This window comes from Tenacibaculum agarivorans (assembly GCF_001936575.1).
In the GTDB taxonomy this organism is placed as follows: Bacteria; Bacteroidota; Bacteroidia; order Flavobacteriales; family Flavobacteriaceae; genus Polaribacter; species Polaribacter agarivorans.
In genome coordinates this window covers 235240-257700 of the sequence record NZ_MSMP01000001.1, presented here as the reverse complement: position 1 = coordinate 257700, position 22461 = coordinate 235240, and the positions used below count along the sequence as shown (strand labels likewise).

At 30.3% G+C, this 22461-nt stretch carries 21 protein-coding genes; 10 read left to right on the top strand and 11 right to left on the bottom strand.

Annotated elements, in window-relative coordinates; genetic code table 11:
• Nucleotides 1-12 precede the first annotated feature (12 nt).
• The 3 genes from BVC87_RS01160 to BVC87_RS01150 are packed head-to-tail and all read right to left on the bottom strand — an operon-like array spanning nt 13 to nt 5839.
• Nucleotides 13-990 carry a substrate import-associated zinc metallohydrolase lipoprotein gene (locus BVC87_RS01160; RefSeq protein WP_075340502.1) on the bottom strand — a complete coding sequence of 326 codons (978 nt, stop codon included), beginning with the start codon at nt 988-990 and terminating at the stop codon, nt 13-15.
• 1 nt (nt 991) lies between these two features.
• A complete protein-coding gene (locus tag BVC87_RS01155; RefSeq protein WP_075340501.1) occupies nt 992-2482 on the bottom strand; it encodes a RagB/SusD family nutrient uptake outer membrane protein in 1491 nt (496 codons plus the stop codon).
• A 9-nt stretch (nt 2483-2491) separates the two neighbouring features.
• Nucleotides 2492-5839: a SusC/RagA family TonB-linked outer membrane protein gene (locus BVC87_RS01150; RefSeq protein WP_200799147.1), complete on the bottom strand. Its 3348-nt coding sequence runs from the start codon at nt 5837-5839 to the stop codon at nt 2492-2494.
• Between the two features lie 105 nt (nt 5840-5944).
• Here BVC87_RS01150 and mutY point away from each other — a divergent pair, with 105 nt between their 5' ends.
• The 6 genes from mutY to BVC87_RS01120 are packed head-to-tail and all read left to right on the top strand — an operon-like array spanning nt 5945 to nt 10532.
• Complete coding sequence (mutY, locus tag BVC87_RS01145; RefSeq protein ID WP_075340500.1) at nt 5945-6985, top strand: A/G-specific adenine glycosylase; 1041 nt, start codon at nt 5945-5947, stop codon at nt 6983-6985.
• 33 nt (nt 6986-7018) lie between these two features.
• Nucleotides 7019-7453 carry a single-stranded DNA-binding protein gene (locus BVC87_RS01140; protein ID WP_075340499.1) on the top strand — a complete coding sequence of 145 codons (435 nt, stop codon included), beginning with the start codon at nt 7019-7021 and terminating at the stop codon, nt 7451-7453.
• A 19-nt stretch (nt 7454-7472) separates the two neighbouring features.
• Nucleotides 7473-8801, top strand: a complete 1329-nt coding sequence (gene gldE, locus BVC87_RS01135) for a gliding motility-associated protein GldE (RefSeq protein WP_075340498.1) — start codon at nt 7473-7475, stop codon at nt 8799-8801.
• On the top strand, nt 8794-9339 hold the full coding sequence (gene gldD, locus BVC87_RS01130) for a gliding motility lipoprotein GldD (protein WP_075340497.1): 546 nt from the start codon (nt 8794-8796) through the stop codon (nt 9337-9339). The genes gldE and gldD overlap by 8 nt, the downstream gene beginning before the upstream one ends.
• A gap of 10 nt (nt 9340-9349) precedes the next feature.
• Nucleotides 9350-9754, top strand: a complete 405-nt coding sequence (locus tag BVC87_RS01125) for a hypothetical protein (RefSeq protein WP_075340496.1) — start codon at nt 9350-9352, stop codon at nt 9752-9754.
• Entirely contained in the window at nt 9738-10532 is a 795-nt protein-coding gene (locus BVC87_RS01120; protein ID WP_075340495.1) for a hypothetical protein, read from the top strand. Before BVC87_RS01125 ends, BVC87_RS01120 begins: the two co-directional genes overlap by 17 nt.
• A 9-nt stretch (nt 10533-10541) precedes the next feature.
• On the opposite strand, the gene BVC87_RS01115 is transcribed toward BVC87_RS01120, so the two are convergent.
• On the bottom strand, nt 10542-10799 hold the full coding sequence (locus BVC87_RS01115) for a hypothetical protein (RefSeq protein ID WP_075340494.1): 258 nt from the start codon (nt 10797-10799) through the stop codon (nt 10542-10544).
• A gap of 5 nt (nt 10800-10804) precedes the next feature.
• On the bottom strand, nt 10805-11863 hold the full coding sequence (locus BVC87_RS01110; protein WP_075340493.1) for a COX15/CtaA family protein: 1059 nt from the start codon (nt 11861-11863) through the stop codon (nt 10805-10807).
• A 119-nt stretch (nt 11864-11982) separates the two neighbouring features.
• Here BVC87_RS01110 and dinB point away from each other — a divergent pair, with 119 nt between their 5' ends.
• Nucleotides 11983-13065 (top strand): DNA polymerase IV, encoded by a 1083-nt coding sequence (gene dinB, locus BVC87_RS01105; protein ID WP_075340492.1) that lies wholly within the window; start codon nt 11983-11985, stop codon nt 13063-13065.
• Here the strand turns inward: dinB and BVC87_RS01100 are convergent.
• The 6 genes from BVC87_RS01100 to BVC87_RS01075 form a co-directional block, all read right to left on the bottom strand.
• Nucleotides 13062-14999, bottom strand: coding sequence for a tetratricopeptide repeat-containing sensor histidine kinase (locus BVC87_RS01100; RefSeq protein WP_075340491.1), 1938 nt, complete (start codon nt 14997-14999; stop codon nt 13062-13064). The genes dinB and BVC87_RS01100 overlap by 4 nt on opposite strands.
• Nucleotide 15000: 1 nt before the next feature.
• Nucleotides 15001-15744 carry a LytR/AlgR family response regulator transcription factor gene (locus BVC87_RS01095; RefSeq protein WP_075340490.1) on the bottom strand — a complete coding sequence of 248 codons (744 nt, stop codon included), beginning with the start codon at nt 15742-15744 and terminating at the stop codon, nt 15001-15003.
• Nucleotides 15745-15875: 131 nt separating this feature from the next.
• Nucleotides 15876-16658, bottom strand: a complete 783-nt coding sequence (locus BVC87_RS01090) for an enoyl-CoA hydratase/isomerase family protein (protein ID WP_075340489.1) — start codon at nt 16656-16658, stop codon at nt 15876-15878.
• 9 nt (nt 16659-16667) lie between these two features.
• Complete coding sequence (locus BVC87_RS01085; protein WP_075340488.1) at nt 16668-18080, bottom strand: sensor histidine kinase; 1413 nt, start codon at nt 18078-18080, stop codon at nt 16668-16670.
• A gap of 47 nt (nt 18081-18127) precedes the next feature.
• Complete coding sequence (locus BVC87_RS01080; protein ID WP_075340487.1) at nt 18128-18622, bottom strand: hypothetical protein; 495 nt, start codon at nt 18620-18622, stop codon at nt 18128-18130.
• 1 nt (nt 18623) lies between these two features.
• Entirely contained in the window at nt 18624-19775 is a 1152-nt protein-coding gene (locus BVC87_RS01075; RefSeq protein ID WP_075340486.1) for a DNA polymerase III subunit, read from the bottom strand.
• Between the two features lie 126 nt (nt 19776-19901).
• Between BVC87_RS01075 and BVC87_RS01070 the strand changes: the two genes are divergently transcribed.
• The 3 genes from BVC87_RS01070 to BVC87_RS23905 are packed head-to-tail and all read left to right on the top strand — an operon-like array spanning nt 19902 to nt 22343.
• Nucleotides 19902-20147 carry a FeoA family protein gene (locus BVC87_RS01070; protein WP_075340485.1) on the top strand — a complete coding sequence of 82 codons (246 nt, stop codon included), beginning with the start codon at nt 19902-19904 and terminating at the stop codon, nt 20145-20147.
• Nucleotides 20134-22227, top strand: a complete 2094-nt coding sequence (gene feoB, locus BVC87_RS01065; protein WP_075340484.1) for a ferrous iron transport protein B — start codon at nt 20134-20136, stop codon at nt 22225-22227. The genes BVC87_RS01070 and feoB overlap by 14 nt, the downstream gene beginning before the upstream one ends.
• Nucleotides 22149-22343, top strand: a complete 195-nt coding sequence (locus BVC87_RS23905) for a FeoB-associated Cys-rich membrane protein (RefSeq protein ID WP_317041702.1) — start codon at nt 22149-22151, stop codon at nt 22341-22343. Before feoB ends, BVC87_RS23905 begins: the two co-directional genes overlap by 79 nt.
• The last annotated feature ends 118 nt before the right edge of the window (nt 22344-22461 follow it).

The window sequence follows — 22461 nt, the reverse complement described above, 5'->3', positions numbered from 1 at the left end:
TGATGTTCTTTTTTAATTTATAACCTTATCTACATTTTCAGCCACAACTTTCTGAAGCTCATAAATATCAATATTAAGCTGTCTAGCGTAATAGTCAGCTACGATTGCTTCTTTCTGACGAATTAAATTTACTGCTCTGTCAGCCTCAGGTTGAGCAGTAACAGTAGCAGCATTAGTAGCTATTGCTATATCTTCTGCAGTAGCTCCAGGACCTAAATTAGTAATAGCTTGGCTAACAGCATTTTGTATGATTCTGGTTTTGATGTTATCTAATATTGCTGCATACTCCGTAGCAGTATTAGAAAGTAGTGTTTCTACCATTTCAGCAAAATCCTCGGTATGATTCAACCTAGCATAATCTGTGATAAAACCTAAACTATTAGCAATATCAAAACGTTCTTGTGTATCAGCAGGATTAAACCACTGTGCAGTATAATCTGCAGGAGTTATTTGCTGAAAAGCCTCTTCATCAAAGCGTATAGTTTGATTTAAGATGTGGGTATATTCGTGTTGTACGGTTTTAACAAACTCAATAACACTTGCTCTATTAGAGAAATCGATTAAATCAACTTCAAATAACACAATATTCTTACCACCTTCAGCAAAACCTAATGTTCTAGTTCCGTCTTCATTCAAATTAAATCCACCAACTAAAACCAATTCTCTAGGAGCCACTTTTCTTACAAAATCTACACCTCCTACTTGATTATAACTATCTATCCAAATTGTTTTAACAGCATTCATAGCTGGTACAACATTATCTAAGAATGGAGGGAATAAAAATCTATTCAAATCTACTCTCCCTTCATCCCACTGATATGTCACATCTATATTATACGGAATGGCATAATTATCTCTTAACCATACATCAGTAGTACTTAGTTCTGGCGTTGTAGTATCTAAATTACTATCAGTAATTGGATCTTCTTGATAATCACAAGATGTGAATATCGATAAAGCGGATATTAAATAAATATATATATTTTTCATTTTATCTTGGATTAGGGGTTAAACCTACTTTTTGAGCAGACTCTGGTATTTGTAATTGCCTACGATTATCATTTTTTGGCAAAGTGATTTCGGTTGTAGATTCACCATCTATGAAATCTCTTGTTATAGCTATGTTAAAACGTCTAACATCAAACCATCTCATACCTTCATGGTAAAACTCTTTTTGTTTAAAATCTAAAATAGCTTTAACATAAGAAGTTTGAGTATCAGTCATTAAATAAGGAGGTGTTAACTCATCAGCAACAACAGGAAAAGTAGTTGTAATATCAGCTGTTGTTAATATATCAGTAGCAGGATCAAAACCTCTTGTTTTTAATGATAAATAATCAGTTAAATCTTGATTGGCATTAGTAAAATCATCTAACATTGCATAAGCTTCAGCTCTATTTAATAAAACTTCGTCTTTAGCAAAATAAACTACAGGAGCATATCCAAAACCTGTACCAGCACTTTGATTAGTTACATTAAAAAACTCATCAAATTTTGGTCTATTAGCAAATCTACTTCCGCCAAATACTTGATATCCCCAAGGTTTTCCGAAAGGATTATTAGTATTAAAAATCTGAGAGCCTGATGGTAATCCGAAATTAATTGAAGCAAATGTTCTAGCCCACCATGAAAGAGGAGCTCCTACTAAAAGATTAGATCTTTCTAAAGTACTATTATATCTAGCAGTTTGCTCACCATATGATAAAGTTCTTAATTCTATTTGATCTCTTAATTCGTTTCTTGGATCACTAATAACTTTAGAAGCATGTTCTATAACTTTTGCCCATTCACCTTTGAATGTGTAAAACCTAGTAGCAAATGCATTACCAGATTCTTTAGAGAAATGAAATTTAGGGTTATTTTCTCTAGCAGTAACTAAAGAAATACCTTCTAACATATCTTTTTCTATTCGATCATAAACTTCTTGTACAGTATTCCTCTTGTATTCTTTTAAAAGAACGTTTTCTGGCTCATCTACATATGGAATACCTAAATCTGTTGAAGCGGTATTAGGATCATAATGTTTAGCCCAGAAATTTACTAGCATGAAATGAGCATATGCTCTAGCTAATAAAGCTTCACCTTTTTGACTATTTAAATTAAATTCACCCTTTAGTTCTTCAATAGAAACCAAAGCTTGATTTGCTTGAGAGATAGCTTCATAACAACTAGACCAATATCCAATAGGAGTATCTTGGTTGTCATCGTTACTTGTTCTCCAGTTAAACATGTCTTCATGTAGCCTCTGATTTATTACCCCATTGGTAGTGTTTTTAGAGACAGCGTTGTCAGACATTAATTCACCTATTAACATATAGTTTCCGTCAGGATAAGCACCAGTAACTAAAGCACTGATCTTCTCTGGAGAATCTATTTCAGCTCTATTGTCTGGCAATTCAGACAAAAACTCATTACAACTAACTAAAGAAACTAGTAAAATAGTTAGTATGCTTAATTTTGTGTACTTGTTTATTAGTTTCATCTTTATTTTTTAAATTCCAATATTTAATGACATTGTATATTGTCTTGTAATAGGTAAAGCAACTCCACCAGTTCCATAAAATTCAGGATCTTGACCATTTAATTTTGAATCAGAGTATAATAAAAATAAATTAGTTCCTTGTAATTGTACTCTAAATGAACTTAACCCTAATTTTTCAACTAATTCACGATCTAAATTATATCCTAAAGATACGTTTTTTAAACGTAAGAAATCACCACTAGCTACTCTTTCAGTAGAAAAATTGTATGCATTATAAGCTCTGGAAAGGTCACCATTTCCAAATAAGTTATTATCTCTTATATCTACTAACTTAGGAATGTTGGTTATATTTTCATCTCCTGGACGAATCCATCTATTTATTGCGTCTTTAGAAAATACATTTGTTCCAGAATAAAAATTATCCTGAGATGGATTTAAACGCACTACATTACCACCAGAACCTGTCACTAATACAGATAGATCCCAATTTTTATATTTAAAGTTATTTGTAATACCACCAAACATGTTAGGTAACACAGATCCACTAAATACCAAGTAGTCAGTAATGTTATCAGAATCTTGGAAATCCACGTCCTCTGTAGGATCTTGTCCGTCAGGAAGATTAAACATTGGTAAACCTTCAGAATTTAAGCCTGTAAATTCTAAAGAAAATAATGAATTAAAAGGAAAACCTTCTACGTTACCACCTTGTAAACCAACTACGTCAATTACTCTTGGTTCATTTTCTAATTTTGTTATTTCTTGTTCAAAATAAGAAAAGTTAACAGCAGAAGACCAAGTGAAGTTGTCTGTAACTATATTTCTAGTGTTTATACCAATTTCAAAACCTCTAGTTTCAGCATCAGAATTATTTCCAAATTTGAATAACTCTCCACCAATACCTGAAGTACGAACTAAATCTATATTATCAAATATATCTCTTTGATAAACATCAGCAGATAAACTTACTCTATTATTAAATAAGCCTAAGTCAACACCCAAGTTGAATTCGTATTGTTTTTCCCAAGTAAGTTCTGAGTTTTCTAAATCTTCAATATTTAAGAATGTCTCTCTTTCTGTAGGGATCGGTCTAATAGTATTTTCACTTCTAAAAATTGCAAGAGCATTAGTAGCATTACCAGGTGTTGCTACTAAACCATAAGAAGCTCTTAATTGAAGATTGTTAATAGTTTTAGAATCGATTAAAAAGTCCTCTTTACTAGCATTCCATTTTCCACTAATTGTACCAGTTGGTAACCATCTAGAACTTGCACTTCTACCTTGTCTGTTAGAACCATCATATCTACCAGTCACAGAAAAAGTATACCTGTTGTCATAATCATAAGTTATTTTACTAAAGAAAGCAACTGTTCTCTCACGTTCTCTATTTACCCCAAAATAGTTACCACCTTCAGTAATAATTTTTTCAAGTAATCTTGGGTCAGTAAAAGGAGTGAATCCATTGTTAAATTGTAAACCATAACCAGTAAAGTTATCAGTGTCTCTATCAATATATCTTAATTCTTGACCTAATAATACATCTAAATTATGATTATCACCAAAAGTATTGTTGTACTTAAGACTGTTTCTAATATAAAAAGATGTTAAAGTATTTGTATTCTTTATATATAGTCCTCCTTCAGGGAATACAGGTACAGGAATGTCATTTGGGTCATTCGGATCATCATATAAAAATATATTTGCATTAGCAATGACCGGAGTATCATCAGCATTATAAGCTCTTACTACATTCGAATTTTCTTGAATTTGGTGCTCTGTTCTACTGTCTACATATCTAGCAGAACCATTAAATTCATATGTAAGATTATCAGTTACTTTGTAAGAAGCATCTAACTGTAAACGTATATCTTTTACATTTAAATCAATAAAGTTATTTTCAAGTTCTTCAAGAATATTGAAAGGAGCCCAGTTATTAGTGTAATATTCTAAATTACCATTGCTATCTCTTGGTCTTAGCGCTCTAGAAGTATTTAAAGCATAACTAAATGGATTAATATCAAAGTCCCTAGAGAATTGACCATCCACTACATTAGCTTCTCTTTGGAATGTACCTGGGGCTCTTTGGTCTCTAACAGATGCCACTGATGTTAACGTTAGGTTGAACTTATCTGAAAAATAAAAAGTATTTCTAAGATTAGCTGTAATTCTATTCACTTCATCAGCTACAGTCCATCCCGGATCATCTAAAAAACTTAAAGAAGCATAAAAAGCATTGTTTTCACCACCACCAGTAAAACTCAATGAGTGATTTAAAGTTACAGATTGGTTAAATAATGTTTTAAACCAGTCTGTATTAGCAAGTTCATATTCTTGTAAAGCACGATTTCTGGCTTCAACTACGTTTGTAACATCAAATTGGCCATTATCTAATAAAGTGTTTATTCTTCTTTCTAAGATTCCATAAACACCTGAAAATCTAGCGTTACCAACATCAGGGAATCTTAAAAACCCTTGGCTTCTTAAATTTTCTAGAACAGAAATAGTTTCCTTAGAATCTAAAATATCGTATTGAGAATAGTTTGGTATTTCTCTAACTGTTTGTTCTAAATTATATTTCACGGTAATTGGTGTAGATTTTCTACCACTCTTAGTCGTAATTACTACCACACCATTACGAGCTCTTGCTCCATATAAAGAAGTAGCAGATGCATCTTTCAATAAGTCAATCTTTTCAATGTCATTAGCATTTATACCTGCTATTGTAGAACTAATTAAAGTTGAAGCATCTCCAGAAGTCAACTGATCTAAGTTTTGTTCTACAATATCTTCTTGTACAACTCCGTCAATTACATAAAGAGGATTGTTGTTCCCAAAAATAGAAGAAGAACCACGTATGGTAATTCTAGGTGCCGCACCAAATGTTCCCGTAATGTTTTGAACATTTACACCAGCAGCTCTACCTTCAATCATTCTTGTAACATCTACAATACCATCAATTTTTAAGTCAGCAGCTTTAACTGTTGTTGCAGAACCTGTAAATGCTCCTTTTTTGATATTATCAAAACCTGTAGCAATAACTTCTATTTCTGTTAACAATTCAGATGATTGAACCATAGAAACATTTATGTTGTTGGAAGCGCCAACAACTTTTTCTTGAGTTTCCATTCCAATAAAGCTGAAAACGATAACATCGCCTTCTTTTACAGAAATACTATAGTTACCGTCAAAGTCAGTTTCGGTACCTCTAGTAGTTCCTTGTATTAGAACAGTTACACCAGGTAAAGGACCTGTTTCATCAGATACTGTACCTGTTACAGTTTTTTGTTGCCCAAAAACAACAGAAACTGTTAACATAAATACTACGAATAGTAAATTTTTAGTAATTTTTAAAATCATTGTTTTAATCTTATAAGGATTATTAAGTTTGCAAATGTGTGTTTTTTTTCGGTAAAAAACAAAATTAACAGCGTTTTAACATAGAAATTTAACAAGTTTATTCAAATGTTTGCGGAATCTTTAAAAAAATGGTACTCTAAGAATAAAAGAGTACTGCCATGGAGAAAAACTAAAACTCCTTATTATATATGGTTGAGTGAAATTATGTTACAGCAAACAAGAGTAGCGCAAGGCTTACCATATTTCTTGAAATTTTCAGAGGCTTTTCCTTCAGTTTTCGATTTAGCTAAGGCAGATGAAGGTTATGTATTAAAATTATGGCAAGGTTTAGGATATTACTCAAGAGCTAGAAATTTACACTTTACGGCTAAGTTTATTGCAGATGAACTTAATGGCGAATTTCCAAAGGACTATAAAGGGTTGTTAAAACTCAAAGGAGTTGGAGATTACACGGCTTCGGCTATTGCATCCATTTGTTACAATGAACCAGTAGCTGTGGTAGATGGTAATGTGTATAGAGTGCTTTCTCGTTATTTTGGAATTGCTATGCCTATAAATTCTACTAAAGGAGTCAAAGAGTTTAAAGAATTAGCACAAAGTCTAATAGATCAAAGAGATCCCGGGATGTATAATCAGGCTATTATGGATTTTGGAGCTATGCAATGTAAGCCTAAAAGTCCAGATTGTACAAGTTGTCCTTTGTCAGAAAGTTGTGTTGCTTTGGAGAAAAATTTAGTCGATACGTTGCCTGTAAAAGAGAAAAAAATAAAAATAAAACATAGATATTTTAATTATCTAGTTGTGATTTCAGATAAACAAACTGTGATACATGAAAGAGTGGGGAAGGGAATCTGGCAAGGACTATTTGAATTTCCACTAATTGAAACTCAAAAATCAATAGAAATTGAAGAATTAGTTAATGACGAAAAATTCATTACTTTATTTTCTAATGAAGTAAATATCAAACTTCATAATAATGAAAACATTATCCACAAACTCTCACATCAACATTTACATACAAAGTTTTGGGTGATAGAAACCAATAGTATTAAAGGTAAAAGCATTTCTTGGAAGGAAATTATGTCATATCCAGTTCCTGTGTTGATTCATAACTTTTTAAAAGAATTTAAAGTTGAGATTGACTAAATTCGTATATTTGATATTACACAAAAGTAAATAATGGCAGGGACGATAAATAAAGTAATTTTAATTGGACATTTAGGAGACGAAATTAAAATGTACAGATTTGATGAAGGAAATGCAGTAGGACGTTTTCCATTAGCCACTAATGAAACCTACACAAATAGACAAACTGGAGAGCGAGTTACCAACACTGATTGGCATAATATTGTTGTTCGTAATAAACTGGCTGAAATTTGTGAGAAGTATTTGAGTAAAGGAGATAAGGTATATCTTGAAGGAAGGATTAAAAATCGGCAATATGAATTTGAAGGACAAAAAAGGTATACTACTGAAATTCATGTTCAAGAAATGACATTTTTGTCTACTAAGAAGGAACTGAACTCTTCAAATGATAATATGCAAGCATCTACACCAACTCCTTCAATTAATAATCAAAATGTTCCTACTCAGGAGGATGATTTACCATTTTAGTTTAACCAAAATTTAATAATTGGATCCAGAGCCCCATCTTTTATTTATATCAAGTTCAATAATAGTAAATTCAGTAAGTTTAATAGTTTTATTAATTCTTTTGATTAGTTCTGCATTAGTTTCAGGAGCAGAAGTTGCTTTTTTCTCATTATCGCAGAGTGATTTGGATGAACTTTCTGAAGAAACTAAAGGGAAAAGTACGGTTGTAAAATTATTAGAAAAACCTAAAAAATTATTAGGAACTATACTGATCACTAATAACTTTATAAATATTTTAGTTGTATTGATTTTTGCTTCTCTAGAGGAATTTATGTTTGGGAATCTTAATTTTTCTCTTGATTTTGGGTTATTCATTATTCCTGCTTCTGTAGTTAAAATTAGTATTCAAGTTGGTTTAGTTACGTTTTTGATTTTATTATTTGGTGAAGTATTACCTAAAGTATATGCAAGTCGAAAATCATTGCAGTTTGCCAATTTCATGGCTAAACCTCTAAATATTTTAAATGCTATTTTAACTCCTGTAAATATTCCATTAACAGGACTAACCAATGCAATTGAAGCTAAGCTTGGAAATAAAAATAATAATTTATCAGTAGAAAGATTGTCTCAAGCTTTAGAGCTTACATCGGATAATGCTACAACAAAAGAAGAACAAAAGATACTTGAAGGAATAGTGACTTTCGGTAATACTGAAACGGTTCAAATTATGAAACCTAGAACTGATGTTTGTGCTATTTCTAATACAGATAATTATGATAAAGTTCTAGAGACCATACTTAAAAACGGATATTCTAGAAATCCAGTTTATGAAGAAAATATTGATAATATAAAAGGAATTCTTTACGCTAAAGATTTGTTGGCACATTTACATAAGAAAGATTTCAAATGGCAATCGTTATTGAGAGAACCTTTCTTTGTGCCAGAGAATAAAAAGTTGGATGATTTATTAAAAGATTTTCAAGAGAGAAAGAATCATTTGGCAATTGTGGTAGATGAGTATGGTGGTACTAGTGGAATAGTTACCTTAGAAGATGTGATTGAAGAGATCGTAGGAGATATTAATGATGAGTTTGATGATGATGATTTATCTTACTCTAAATTAGATGAAAACAATTTTATTTTTGAAGGAAAAATAACTATCAGAGATCTTTGTAGAGTATTGGATGAAGATGAAGAAGTTTTTGAAGATGGTAAAGGGGAAAGTGAAACTTTGGCTGGCTTTATACTTGAAATTTCAGGGAAGTTTCCAAGAAAATCTGAAAAAATTAGTTTTAAAAACTACACATTTACCATTGAAGCGTTAGATAGAAAAAGAATTAAACAAATCAAGGTCACTCGAAATGTATAAATATTTATGTATTATTCTGTTAATTTTAGTGGGTTGCGGTGGAGAAACAATACCTAAACCAAAAGCATATTTAAGTTTAGATTACCCACAAAGTTTATATGACAAGCTAAAAATTGTTAGGCCATATGAATTCGATATTCCTACAACAGCAAATATTGTAGAATTACCAAAGCAATGGTTAAAGATTCAATACCCTGCATTAAAAGCTTCAGTTGATATTACATATAGACCCGTGAACAATAATTTAAAGGAATTATTAATGGAAGCTGAAAAATTAGTTTTTGAGCATACTATAAAGGCAGATAATATTTCTTGGAGAGATTATGCTAATGCTGAAAGAAAAGTATATGGGAAAATGTGTGAAATTTCAGGGAACGCAGCTTCACAATTACAATTTCACGTTACAGATAGCACAAAACATTTTTTAAAAGCCTCATTGTTTTTTTATTCAAAACCGAACTATGATAGTGTTTTGCCTGCTGTAGAGCATATCAAAAAAGATATGATACAAATAATGGAAACATTAGAATGGAAGTAAAAAACCAGCTATGAAAACGGTTTTAAAAAATAATAAAGAACTATTTAGAATCTTAAATAAGTTAATTCTTGATAAATATTATGAAGGTAATATAAGTCCTAATCAATTTGAATTGCTAAGAGATAATTTCCCCAATAATATTAGGGTTTTAGGAAAATTAAATGAAGAAGGAGATTTCGATATTACTTACGATTATAAATTTCCAACGAATTATAGTTTTAGAATTTTTTTAGCTATTATTTCAATAGCAATTGTATTTTTTATTTTTCAAAAAAATTGGTTTGTGGTTTTGATTTTACTTTTTCTAGAATTAGGGTTATTACTAAGCTTTCGACTTAAAGGAAGAAAAGAAAAAGAACTTTTTTTAGATCATTTTATAGATTTTAAAAAAAGAGCATATGAAAAAGATTTTTAAGAGTATATTTCATTTTTTAATTGTTTTATTTCTTACAATTACCACTCAAATAGGAGGAATTGTCTACTTAATATGCTTCGTGTTTTTTAGAAGGAAAAAAAGGAAAATAAGACTACTAATTTTTATGTTATCTTATTCGTTTGTATCATTATTTTTAGTTCCTAAAATTGCTCCGTTATTTGGTCGTGAAAAGATTAAAAATACAGAATTGATAAAAGCGAATTCGTTTATTTACATTTTAGCCAATCGGAATTACGTAGTGCCTGAATTAAATACTGTTTTAGATAAGGTTTCTAAAAAGTTGCATGAGAGATACAATGGAATACAGTTGGTATATTTGGATGCAAATTTTCCTTTTTTGGATGGATTTCCTCTGTTACCACATTTAAGTCATAATGATGGGGAAAAGATAGATCTTTCTTTGGTTTATAAAGATGAAAAAGGGTTAACCAATAAGAAGCCTTCAATAAGTGGATATGGAGTTTTTGAAGGGCCTAAAAAGGGAGAATTTGATCAAATTAGTGTCTGTAAGAATAAAAGGAAATGGCAATACGATTTTCCAAAACACCTAACTTTTGGAAGGATTAATAAGAATATTGAATTTTCTAAAAAAGGAACAAAGTCATTGATTCAGCTAATAGTACAGCAAAGAAAGATTGGTAAATTATTTATTGAACCCCATTTAAAATCTCGATTACAACTGGTGAATAAAAAGATACGATATCATGGTTGTCAGGCAGTACGGCATGATGATCATATTCATTTACAATTATATTAAGTTAATAACTTATAGTTTAATAAGAATAATACTAATAAGTATAACTAAGATATAGAAGATTGTACCTAAGAATTGAGCTCTATATGCTTGTTTTAGTTTTTTATCAAAACCAAATTTTTTAAATCTCTCTATTTCAGTATCGTTAAAATCATCAGAAGGAAATAAGGTATTAGATTTTTGTTGTGGAACAAAGAAAAAACCTAACCACTCTTCGTAAGTGAGTGGAGCATTCTTTCTTTTCAATCTATTTTTTTCTTCTTCAGTCATTAAAATTACTTTTGAGTTATAGTTGGTTTAACTTTTCTGCTTTGCATCCATAAGTAAAATTGTAATCCAAATAAAATGGCGCCAGCTAATAAGTGTGTAGCTTGAGTACCAATAGGGAATTCAGCATAGTACATTAATATTCCTGTAATAGTTTCTAAAAAGATTAAAAACACAATCCAGTTGACTAATTTATAACCTAAATTTTTCATTTGATTTAAATAGAATAAACCAAAGTTTACCAATACAATGGCTATAGTAAATGAACGATGGAAGTAGAATTTAAAACTAGGATTTAGTAAGCTATATTGTTTATGCTCAAAACCAAATTGTTTTACCTGTTCATCTATAAACTGACGTACTTGAGTCCCCATAGCAATTTGAATTAAAGAAAAAATTACAGATAGAATTAGTAATTTGCTAAATAGAGAGTTATAAGTGAATTGTTTTCTTCTTTCAGACACTTCAAATACAATGTATAGTAATATAGCTACTATTACCAAACCAACAACCATATGAATTGTAATTACTGTGGGTTTTAAATTGGTGTCTACTACAGTTTTTCCTAGCCAAGCTTCAAATCCCATTAAAAACAAAGCAAAGAAAGATAATAGCGTAATAGATTTTCTTTCTTTCCAAAATTTTAAGGACCCCAAAACTAAAAAAATGAATATAAATCCAGAAACTACAGAAGCTAATCGATTAATATATTCAGTCCATGTATGATATTTGTTGAACTTTGCATAATCGTGCTTTGTATATTTTTCCCAATTTTTTATATTGAAATTAGATGCAGTTCTAATGTCATTTTGAGCAACAAATAATACTTCATCTTTTACAATGATCATTCCTTTTTTAAATTCTTTATTAGGTTGCCAAGTAATTTGTTCTTCAGATGTAGGAGGGATTAGATATCCAAAACATTTTGGCCAGTCAGGGCATCCCATTCCAGATCCAGTCATTCTAACTACAGCACCAGCTAAAAAAATAAGATAAACAGAAATTAATGTGATTTTTGCAATTTTATGGAAATTCGATTTTAAATATGAAAGAAAAGAATTGATCATAAAAATAATAATAGTCAAATTTCAGCAAAGATACGTCAAAAGCAAGGATCATAATTAATGAAGTAAAAAGCATTTTATTTTAAAATGAGTTTAAATTATACTTTTTTTAATTTTATAGGATGGAATTACAACCACCTTTTAGAAAAATTATTCATGTAGATATGGATGCGTTTTATGCATCTGTAGAGCAATTGGATAATCCTGATTTAAGAGGAAAAGCTGTAGCTGTGGGAGGAAGTGAAGTTAGAGGTGTGGTTTCAGCGGCAAGTTATGAAGCTAGAAAATTTGGAGTACGTTCTGCAATGAGTGGGGTTTTGGCGAAAAAAAAATGTCCGCATTTGATTTTTGTAAAGCCGAGATATGCAAGGTATAAGGAAATTTCATCTCAAATTCGGCAAATATTTTACGATTATACAGATTTGGTTGAGCCTCTTTCATTAGATGAAGCTTATTTAGATGTTACTGAAAACAAAAAAGGGAATCCATCCGCAAGTCTAATTGCTAAAGAGATCAGAGATAGAATCTGGGAAGAGTTAGAGTTAAGGGCTTCGGCGGGGATATCTATCAATAAATTTTTAGCTAAAGTAGCTTCAGATATTAACAAACCAAACGGACAAAAAACAATTAATCCAGAAGAAGTAATTCCTTTTTTAGAAGAACTTCCTGTAGGCAAATTCTATGGTGTAGGAAAAGTTACTAAAGCAAAAATGCATAATCATGGTATTTTTAAAGGAATAGATTTAAAAAATAAGAGTTTAGAAGAGCTTTCAGCTCTTTTTGGTAAGTCAGGTTCACATTACTACAATATTGTTAGAGGAATTCATAATAGTGCCGTTAAACCTAATAGAATACGTAAATCTATTGCAGCAGAAAGAACATTTAATGAAAATCTTTCTTCCGAGATTTTTATGTTGGAAAAGTTAGAAAGTATAGCGGATGAACTAGAAAGGAGAATGGAGAGATCTAAAACTAAAGGAAAAACAGTAACGTTAAAAATAAAATACAGTGATTTTACTCAACAAACTAGAAGCAAAACGGTAGAATATTTTATGTATAAAAAAGATGATTTTTTTCCTTTAATCAAACAATTATTACTTCAAGATAAATTGAATAACTCAGTACGATTGCTTGGAATTTCTTTTAGTAATCTAGATACAGAGAAAAAGAAACCTATTTGGATTCAATTACAATTTGAGTTTTAAACAGCTGGGAATTCAATAGAGACTTTAGTTCCTGCTGGAGAGCCATCATCATTTTTAAGGTCATGATACGTTAATTTAAATTCCTCATCATAATCTTCAGCAAAGGTTTTTAAACGTTCAATAGTTAGGTCTATTCCTACAGATTTTCGTTTTAATGACTTCGATTTTTTAATTTTATTAGCTGCTTCTCTACCAATACCATTATCAGTAATATTAACAGCTACCAAATCATTAGATAGTCGATCAGCCGTAAGTGTAATTTTTTTCTCTCCTTCTTTAGAAGAAAGTCCATGCCATATTGCATTTTCTAAAAATGGCTGTAATACTAATGGAGGAACTTTTATCGTATCTGTATTTAGGTCTGTATTTATATCTACACTATAGTTTATTTCATTAGAAAAACGAATATTTTCTATAGTCATATACAATTCCATTGTAGAAAGTTCTTCCTTCAAACTGACTTCTTTAACCTTAGAAACTTCTAGAATATTTCTAATCAGTTTAGAGAACTTGTTTAGGTAATAAACAGCTTGTTTCTGATCGTTATTTATTACGTACAACTTGATTGAATTTAAAGCATTAAAAATAAAATGAGGGTTCATTTGGGTTTGTAATGCTTGTTGTTCTAATAATAATATTTTTCTATCATTGTTAATTAATCGTTGTCGATAAACAGAGTATAAAGCTATACTTGATAGTGCAATTGTAACTAAGGTAATGATTAAAATATTTCTATTTCTAGAGTATAGTAATGATTCAATTTTAGTTTTTGATTCCAAATAGCTAATCTCTTTGTTTTTATTGTCTAAGTTGTACTTTGAAATTAAGTTATTAACGTAAGAAATGTTTTTTTCACCGATAGTATTTCTTTCAATATCTACAGCCTTTTTGTAGTAATCAAAAGCTAATTTAGGTTTTTCTTTTACTTCATAAAGTTCAGCTAGTGTGTAATTGCTTTGAATCAGTGTTTTTTTGAATCCATGTTTTTGAGATAAATCAGAAGCTTCTTTTAAATATTTTTCTGCTTTATCAAAATTTTCATTTTTAAGATAAGCGGTACCTAAATTTGTTAAGGTTCTAGCGGTATAAAAGTTATTCTCATGAGATATGGCCAAAGGATAAATCTCTTCCATAAGTTGTAAAGCCATATCATACTCTCTCTTTTTAATATAAATACTAGATAAACTGTTGTAGCAAATTATTTTTCCTTTATCGGAATTAATTTCTTTATTTATTTCTAAAGACTTGTTATAGTTTTGAATAGCTTTATCGTAGTAGCCTAAATTTTCTTGGCTAAAACCAATATTTTGATAGTTAATTGCTAGTCCAAGTTTATTTTGTAATTCTTTGGCAATGAGTAGAGATTTTTCAAATTGATCTAAAGCTAAATCGTATTGTTGAAGAGTTAAATAAATATTACCAATACTATTAATAGAAACACTTGTGTTTCTTTTACTTACAATACTTTCAGATTTTACTCGCTTGCTTAGAGATAGTGCTGATTGATGAAGGTTTAATGCGTTTTTTACATCATCTTGTCTTCGGTAACATGTACCTAACAGATTTAGAGTATGAACTCTAATATTAATATTATCTAAGCTTTCAGCTAAATCAAGTGCTTTTTTGTGGTATTTAATGGACTGTCGATATTGTGATTTTCTTCTTAATAATCGTCCAATATTATTATACGCATAAATTTGCCCTATAAGATATTTGTTTTTTAAACTGTTCTCATAGAGCTTGTAAAAACTTTCTTCAGGAATAGTTCTTAAATTGTATTTATTCCCAATTATAGAGTCAATTTTAAAATAGTCTCCTTGTTTTTGAGTAACTATTTTAGCTAGCACATCATTAACACTGTCTTTATCAGATTCTTGTGAAGATATTGAAAGTGAAAGGAAGGTTAAAATAAAAACACTTATTATATTCTTCATTTTAAAACTTGTCTAAAAATTCAGTTTTTCGTTGTCTAGATACAGGAATTTTATGATTCATTTCTAACATTACATAACCATCAGTTTTGTAATATTCTTTCACTTTACTAAGGTTTATAACATAAGAGTTATGTATTCTAAAAAATAAGTTTTCAGGAAGTAAGCTGTTTACATCTTTTAGTTTTTTAGAAACTACTATTTTTTTTCCTTCAGTTGTGTAAATAGAACTATAGTTTCCGTCTGATTCAATGCAAAGTATCTCAGAAGGTAGAAGAAAAATTAAGCGACCATCAGCATTTATGACTACTTTTTTTTCTTTTAATTGTTGATTAAAGCTATAAAGGATTTTCTCAAACTTTTCGTTTGTATCAATAGCAGAAGCTCTTTTAGAGAATTTTGATATCTTTTTTAAACACAGTTCTAAGTCATCAGTATCTACTGGTTTTAAAAGATAATCAATAGCTTCTTTTTTTAAAGCTTTAATTGCATACTCATTATATGCAGTAGTGATTACAATAGCAAAATCTTTGTTTGGAAGTTTTTCAATAAACTGAAAACCATCCATAGTAGGCATTTCAATATCCAAAAAAAGACAGTCAATTTTATTAGTGCTAATAAAATCTAGAGCTTTTAAAGGATTCGAAAAAGTATCAAGAATTTCAACTTCGTCATTAAAGTTAGAAAGTTCCCAAGATAAACTTTTTATGGCCTTATCTTCATCGTCAACAATGATTGCTTTTAACATTGTAAATATTTTTCTTGCAATTTATACAAAAAAAGCGACCATTCATACAAAAAACCGGTTTTTTTTGAGTAAAAACCGGTGTTTAAAGAGTTATATTGAATAAAAAATAAAAACAGAATACGTGTTTTTATTTATTTATTTGGAAAATCTGGTTTTCTTTTTTCTAAAAATGCAGTGGTTCCTTCTTTAAAATCTTCAGTTCCAAAACATTCTCCAAAGGCATTAATTTCTGAAGCATACCCATTTTCACCATCTTTATATCCAGAGTTTACAGCTTTAATAGCTTTTCCGATAGCTACAGAAGAATTTCTTAAAATTTTACTAGCTAACTTTTGTCCTAGTGGTAAAAGTTCTTCTAGAGTTACTACATGATTAACTAAACCAGAAGCTTTAGCTTCATCAGCAGAAATCATACCCGCAGTCATAATAAGTTCTAAGGCCCTCCCTTTTCCTACAAGTTGAGGTAAGCGTTGTGTACCACCATATCCAGGTATTACACCTAAAGATGTTTCAGGTAATCCCATTTTAGCGTTATCAGAAGCAATTCTAAAATGGCAAGCCATAGCTAATTCTAAACCACCACCTAAAGCAAATCCATTTATCAATGCTATTACTGGAGTAGATAGGTTTTCTACAAAATCAAATAATAATTCTTGTCCTTTAGCGGCTAATTTTCCTCCTTCAGCTTCAGAAAAATGAGCAAACTCAGAGATGTCTGCGCCAGCAACAAATGCTTTTTCTCCACTTCCAGTTAATAAAATTACTTTAGTATTTACTTCTTTATTAAGTGTGTCAAAAGCTTGATGTAATTCCTCAATAGTAGCTTTATTTAAAGCGTTTAATTTTTTGGGTCTATTAATAGTAATTGTTGCTATTTCATTAGCTTGTTCAACTAAAATGTTTTCAAAATTCATCGTAAAAAATTAAGTTTTTGGTAAAGTTACAGTAAAAACAGTTCCAACGCCTAACGTAGAAGAAAAAGTTATACTACCGTTATAGGCTTCTATAATATTTTTTATCATAGGTAAACCTAATCCCATACCACTAGTCTTAGTAGTAAATTTAGGTTCAAAAATTAGCTTTTTATTTTCTTCAGAAATTCCTTTTCCGTTATCGGTAACAGTAATAACAACACTTTCGTTTTTTGAGGCTACTTTAACTTCAATTCTTGGATGAGTTTCTTCTTCCCTCATAGCTTGCGTAGCATTTTTTACTAAGTTGGTAATAATTCTAATTAATTGAGTTTTATCTAAATGAGCATGTAATTCATCCTCTTGAGGATAATAGTGTATAAAACCTTCATTAAAAATATCTAAAGCATGTTTAACTATATCAATAACATCAAGATTTTCCTTTCGTTGTGTTGGCATTTTAGCAAAATCAGAGAAAGCAGAAGCAATAGAGCTCATCACGTCTATTTGTTGGATTAAAGTTTCACTATATTCTGCTATTTTTTCTTTTATTTTAGGATCTGAAGGATCAAATTTTCGCAAAAAACTCTGAACTGTTAGTCGCATAGGCGTGAGCGGATTTTTTATTTCATGCGCCACTTGTTTTGCCATTTCTCTCCAAGCTTGCTCACGTTCGCTCTGTGCTAATTTTGCAGCACTGTCTTCTAATTGGTCAATCATATTATTATATGCATCAACTAAAGAGTTTATCTCAGAACTAGCCGCGTTTAACGTTATTTTTTCATTACGCTTGTTTAGTGTTGTTTCTTTTATTTTGCTAGAAATAGTTTGTATAGATCTTGTAATGTAGCTCGATAGGAAATACGCTAAAGCAATTGCAGCCACAAACATTAGAATATAAACAGCTAAAAGTCTAGTCATAAATTCTCTAAGCTCCTTTTTCTGTTCACCATTGTCTTGGGCAATTTTTAACTCTAATATTCCTATACGTTTGAAACGAGGATCATTAATATAAGTATATGAAGACTGATAAGAAATACCTCTTACAGTTCTCATTTTAGAGATTCTGTAATCTGAATTATTTGCTAGCTCAGAAACGGTGTTTTTCGGTAGAGGAGTCTCGTCTATTTCTTCAAAACTGTATGGTATAGATGATTTTAAAAGTTTTCCATTCATATCATACATGCTTATAGTAAGATTATGAATGTTTGCGATTTCATAAATTCGATCTTGAAATATTTTTGACAAATTTTGTGTAGTTACCGGATAGGTAGTTTTTCGTCTTAATTCAATATCAATATTGTTTCTAGTAGCTTTTTCTTTTCTGGCAAAACGTTGAACATTGTAATCTTTGGTTTGCTCATCGTATTGATAAATAGTTACAGTAACGATAAGGATTGATGCCAACAATACTAAAAGTATCATTGATATGAAGATTCTAATTCGTAGCGATATATTATTCAAGGTTAGCACTATTTTATTCGTTTAGATTTCATCAACAAGATATCATCAAAATCACCATCATTATCCCAATCATAAATTACTTTTCCTTCAAAACTATTTTTACTTTTTTGAATAGTATACCAAGCCTGTACTTGCTTACCTAGATAAAAATAATCTACAAGTAAACTATCTCCTTTTACTTTCCATTTCCCATTAGATTCGCCAACTTTACTACTGTCAGGTTGTTTAAACCAAGCGGTAAATGTTCCGTCGTTATTGTATTTAGATTGAGCTCTTCCTGATTTAGGATTGCTGAAGTCATCCTCAAAAACAAAGCTACTATCAGCTTTTTGGTAAGTAGGATATTCTATTTTAATGTAAGTAGTTTCCCAAGAACCAACCATAAATTCATGTAATGACTTTACTTCGTTTAGTGATGTGTTTTTAGGTTCCTTACTTTCAGTTTTACAAGCTCCAAAAGCTAATGTAAAACAAATGGCTATAGTGTAAAAAAGTGACTTCATTTTATGTGTTGATTTTTTCTTCTTTGGTATGGAGTAATCGTGTTAATTTAATAGATAAATCTAATAAAATAATTTTAGCATTCCCATTTCTTTCAATATGGTATTGTGCATCATTTAATTCTTTTTCAATCGTAACTATATTTCCACTATGCACAAAAGGAGCAAATTTCTCTAAAGCAAAATTCGCTGTTTGTGGCACTAGATATACTAAGTCAGGAGTTCCATAATTTAGTAGTAATGCTTGTCTAAAGAAATGTAAGCAGTATTGAATAAATTGTTTTTGGGTTTCTCTACCTGATTTTGCAATGATCTCACTCCACTGAATTAAATCTTGAATTACAGCAGCATTTCCCTTTGCTTTAAAGGCACTTCTTATCCATGTAATAAACCACTCTTCAAATACCAAATCGTTAGAGTCATTATGTAAAAGATGTAAGGATTTATTTAAATTTCCTTCAGCTTGTTGTGCAATTCTTTGTGCTTCATTAGTGCCAACTTGTTTATTTTCAGTTAAAAAGCTAACAATGTCATTTTCTGATAATGCAGGAAAGTGTAATGCTTGACAGCGAGATTTTATGGTGTTAATAATTTGCCCTTCATCTTCAGTAACCAATAAAAAAATGGTTTTCGAAGGAGGTTCTTCAATTAGTTTTAATAGTTTATTGGATGCTGCAATATTCATCTTTTCTGCCATCCAAATAATCATTACTTTAAAACCACCTTCATATGATTTTAATGATAATTTTTTTACAATATCTTCTGCTTCATCAACGCCAATCTGTCCTTGTTTATTTTCAACACCAATATGTTTTAACCAATCAAACAAACTACCATAAGGGGTTTGTTCAATAAAAGTTCTCCAATCGTCTAAGAATAAATTACTAATTGGGTGTTTTTTAACACTGTCGTTAGTGGTTACGGGAAAAGCAAAATGTAAATCAGGATGTTGTAGTTTACTACATTTTAAGTTACAAGCAGCTTTGTCATTAGAAAAATTACACAATAGAAATTGTGCGTAAGCAATAGCTAAAGGTAATGTACCAGAACCTTCTTTTCCTACAAATAATTGCGCATGTGGAATTCTTCCATTTTCAGTTGAAGCAATTAAATGTTTTTTGATGTGCTGTTGACCAATTATATCTTCAAAAGTCATAGAACAAATATAGGTACTTCTTAAAAGAGAAGAAAACAACTTCTTTAGAACGATTCTAATTTAGTATCTTTGTATTCATTATGTATTCCCGCTTTGGCGGGAATCATTGTATAAAACAAGATATTTTTGAGTACAATAGCATCTTTAAAAGTAGGACAATTAGGTATTATAGTAGAAGAGAATCAACATTCAATTCCTTTAAAATTATTAGAAATGGGTTGTTTACCAGGAGCGGAAGTAGAAATGATACAAGTAGCTCCATTGAATGATCCCATGTATATTTGTGTAAATGGAAGTCACGTTGCTATTAGAAAAGAAGTTGCTTCAAAAATTAAAATTACCAATTTAGACTGCACTGATGGGGAAAAGTAAGATTCAAGTTTCATTGATTGGTAATCCCAATACAGGAAAAACATCATTATTTAATTCACTGACAGGTTTACATCAAAAAGTAGGGAACTATCCTGGTATTACGGTGGATAAAAAACAGGGAGCTTGTAAGCTTTCAGAAGGTAAAGAAGCTATTATTACAGATTTACCAGGTACTTATAGTATTAATCCTACTTCTATAGATGAAAGTGTTGCATTAAAAGTATTACAAGATACAAGCAATTCTAATTTTCCTGATGTACTTGTTGTAGTAGCTGACGCTGAGAATTTAAAGAGAAATTTATTACTGTTTACTCAAGTGCAAGATTTTGGAATTCCTACCATTTTAGTGATCAATATGGCTGATCAGATGGAAAAAAAGGGGATTTCAATTGATTTTGAAGGCCTAGAAAGAAAATTACAAACTAAGGTAATTTTGATTTCTGCTAAAAAAAATAGAGGAATACAAAATTTAAAAGTAGCAATTGAAAATTATCAATCATTAAAATCGAATGCTAATTTTAAAGAAACGGCTAAAAAAATAGATGCTACTTATTTTGATAGGTTACAAGAAGTAAACCCTAAAAAATCAATTTATGAATTATGGTTGGGGTTGACACAAAAAAATGTTGTAATAGCTCACAACGAAGATTTTTCTGATTTTTCTGATGATGTTTCTAAACTTAACCAATACCAGCATAAAGAAACTATTTATCGTTACCAGTATATTAATAGTATTTTAAAAGATAATTATACTATAGATAGAAGTAAAGGGCAAGATTTAAGAAGCTTTCTAGATAAAATTTTCACACATAAAATTGGGGGGTATCTAATTTTCTTAACAATACTTGTACTTATTTTTCAGTCGATTTTTAATTGGGCAACAATACCAATGGACTTTATTGATGAACTTTTTGGAAGTTTATCCGAAGTTATCAAAGGAACATTACCTGAGGGAAAGCTAACTGATTTATTAACTGATGGAATTATTCCAGGTATTGGAGGTGTATTGATTTTTATTCCACAAATTGCTATTTTATTTTTCTTGATTGCTGTACTGGAAGAATCTGGTTATATGAGTAGAGTGGTTTTTTTAATGGATAAAATTATGCGTCCATTTGGATTAAGTGGTAAGAGTGTAATTCCTTTAATTTCAGGTACAGCTTGTGCAATTCCAGCAGTAATGGCAACAAGAACAATTAGTAGTTGGAAAGAGCGGTTAATCACAATCTTAATAACACCTTTTACTACCTGTTCTGCACGTTTACCAGTATATGCTATACTAATTGCTATTATTATTCCAAGTAAAAAAGTCTTAGGGATTTTCAATTTACAGGGATTAACTTTATTAGGTTTATATGGATTAGGTTTCATAACTGCATTAATAGCAGCATTTATTTTACATAAAACCTTAAAGGTGAAGAGTAAATCGTTTTTTGTGATCGAGATGCCAGATTATAAACTACCATCACTAAAAAATATACTTTTTACAGTATTAGAAAAAACAAAAAGTTTTGTGTTGGAAGCAGGTAAAATTATTTTACCAATTTCTATTTTACTTTGGTTTTTAGCTACTCATGGACCATCTTCCTATACTAAAGTAGAAGAGGAGTTTAATGCATCAATTAGTGAGCAATTAACAGCCGAAGAATTAGCACAGCAAATAGCATCTTTAAAATTAGAAAAATCATATATAGGAATAGCGGGTAAAACCATTGAGCCCATAGTAAAGCCTTTAGGTTATGATTGGAAAATAGGAATAGGATTGATTACCTCTTTTGCGGCCAGAGAGGTGTTTATTGGGACTTTAGCGACTATTTATAGTATTGAAGGTGTAGAAGACGAAGGAACTATAAAGGAACGAATGGAAGCAGAAATTAATCCAAAAACAGGAGGTAAACGTTTTAATTTTGCCACAGGGATGTCTTTATTGATCTTTTATGCTTTTGCTATGCAATGTATGGCTACGCTAGCTATTGTACAAAGAGAAACTAAAAGTTGGAGATGGCCACTACTACAATTAGTTGGAATGGGTATTTTAGCATACGTTTCGGCATTACTAGTTTATCAATTATTACAATGATACAAGATTTTATCACATACGGAATAGTAATTTTTGCAGTTTTGTTTTTAGTACGAAAGTTTTTCTTTAATGCAAAAAGTAATAAGGGTTGTGGTCCTGATTGTGGATGTGATTGATTTTGAAGGCTAAGTCTATAAAGGAAAATAGAGGAAATTATATAAGACTTCAATTACAATACTTCCTGATAAAATTAAAAGTTCAGAAGCTATTATAACTGTAAAAAATGAATAAACT

Excerpts from the sequence above, each read along its gene's own strand:
- BVC87_RS01160 (WP_075340502.1), bottom strand. The coding sequence starts at position 990 with ATGAAAAATATATATATTTATTTAATATCCGCTTTATCGATATTCACA.
- BVC87_RS01155 (WP_075340501.1), bottom strand. The coding sequence starts at position 2,482 with ATGAAACTAATAAACAAGTACACAAAATTAAGCATACTAACTATTTTA.
- BVC87_RS01150 (WP_200799147.1), bottom strand. The coding sequence starts at position 5,839 with ATGATTTTAAAAATTACTAAAAATTTACTATTCGTAGTATTTATGTTA.
- mutY (WP_075340500.1), top strand. The coding sequence starts at position 5,945 with ATGTTTGCGGAATCTTTAAAAAAATGGTACTCTAAGAATAAAAGAGTA.
- BVC87_RS01140 (WP_075340499.1), top strand. The coding sequence starts at position 7,019 with ATGGCAGGGACGATAAATAAAGTAATTTTAATTGGACATTTAGGAGAC.
- gldD (WP_075340497.1), top strand. The coding sequence starts at position 8,794 with ATGTATAAATATTTATGTATTATTCTGTTAATTTTAGTGGGTTGCGGT.
- BVC87_RS01125 (WP_075340496.1), top strand. The coding sequence starts at position 9,350 with ATGAAAACGGTTTTAAAAAATAATAAAGAACTATTTAGAATCTTAAAT.
- BVC87_RS01120 (WP_075340495.1), top strand. The coding sequence starts at position 9,738 with ATGAAAAAGATTTTTAAGAGTATATTTCATTTTTTAATTGTTTTATTT.
- BVC87_RS01115 (WP_075340494.1), bottom strand. The coding sequence starts at position 10,799 with ATGACTGAAGAAGAAAAAAATAGATTGAAAAGAAAGAATGCTCCACTC.
- BVC87_RS01110 (WP_075340493.1), bottom strand. The coding sequence starts at position 11,863 with ATGATCAATTCTTTTCTTTCATATTTAAAATCGAATTTCCATAAAATT.
- dinB (WP_075340492.1), top strand. The coding sequence starts at position 11,983 with ATGGAATTACAACCACCTTTTAGAAAAATTATTCATGTAGATATGGAT.
- BVC87_RS01100 (WP_075340491.1), bottom strand. The coding sequence starts at position 14,999 with ATGAAGAATATAATAAGTGTTTTTATTTTAACCTTCCTTTCACTTTCA.
- BVC87_RS01095 (WP_075340490.1), bottom strand. The coding sequence starts at position 15,744 with ATGTTAAAAGCAATCATTGTTGACGATGAAGATAAGGCCATAAAAAGT.
- BVC87_RS01090 (WP_075340489.1), bottom strand. The coding sequence starts at position 16,658 with ATGAATTTTGAAAACATTTTAGTTGAACAAGCTAATGAAATAGCAACA.
- BVC87_RS01085 (WP_075340488.1), bottom strand. The coding sequence starts at position 18,080 with ATGATACTTTTAGTATTGTTGGCATCAATCCTTATCGTTACTGTAACT.
- BVC87_RS01080 (WP_075340487.1), bottom strand. The coding sequence starts at position 18,622 with ATGAAGTCACTTTTTTACACTATAGCCATTTGTTTTACATTAGCTTTT.
- BVC87_RS01075 (WP_075340486.1), bottom strand. The coding sequence starts at position 19,775 with ATGACTTTTGAAGATATAATTGGTCAACAGCACATCAAAAAACATTTA.
- feoB (WP_075340484.1), top strand. The coding sequence starts at position 20,134 with ATGGGGAAAAGTAAGATTCAAGTTTCATTGATTGGTAATCCCAATACA.
- BVC87_RS23905 (WP_317041702.1), top strand. The coding sequence starts at position 22,149 with ATGGCCACTACTACAATTAGTTGGAATGGGTATTTTAGCATACGTTTC.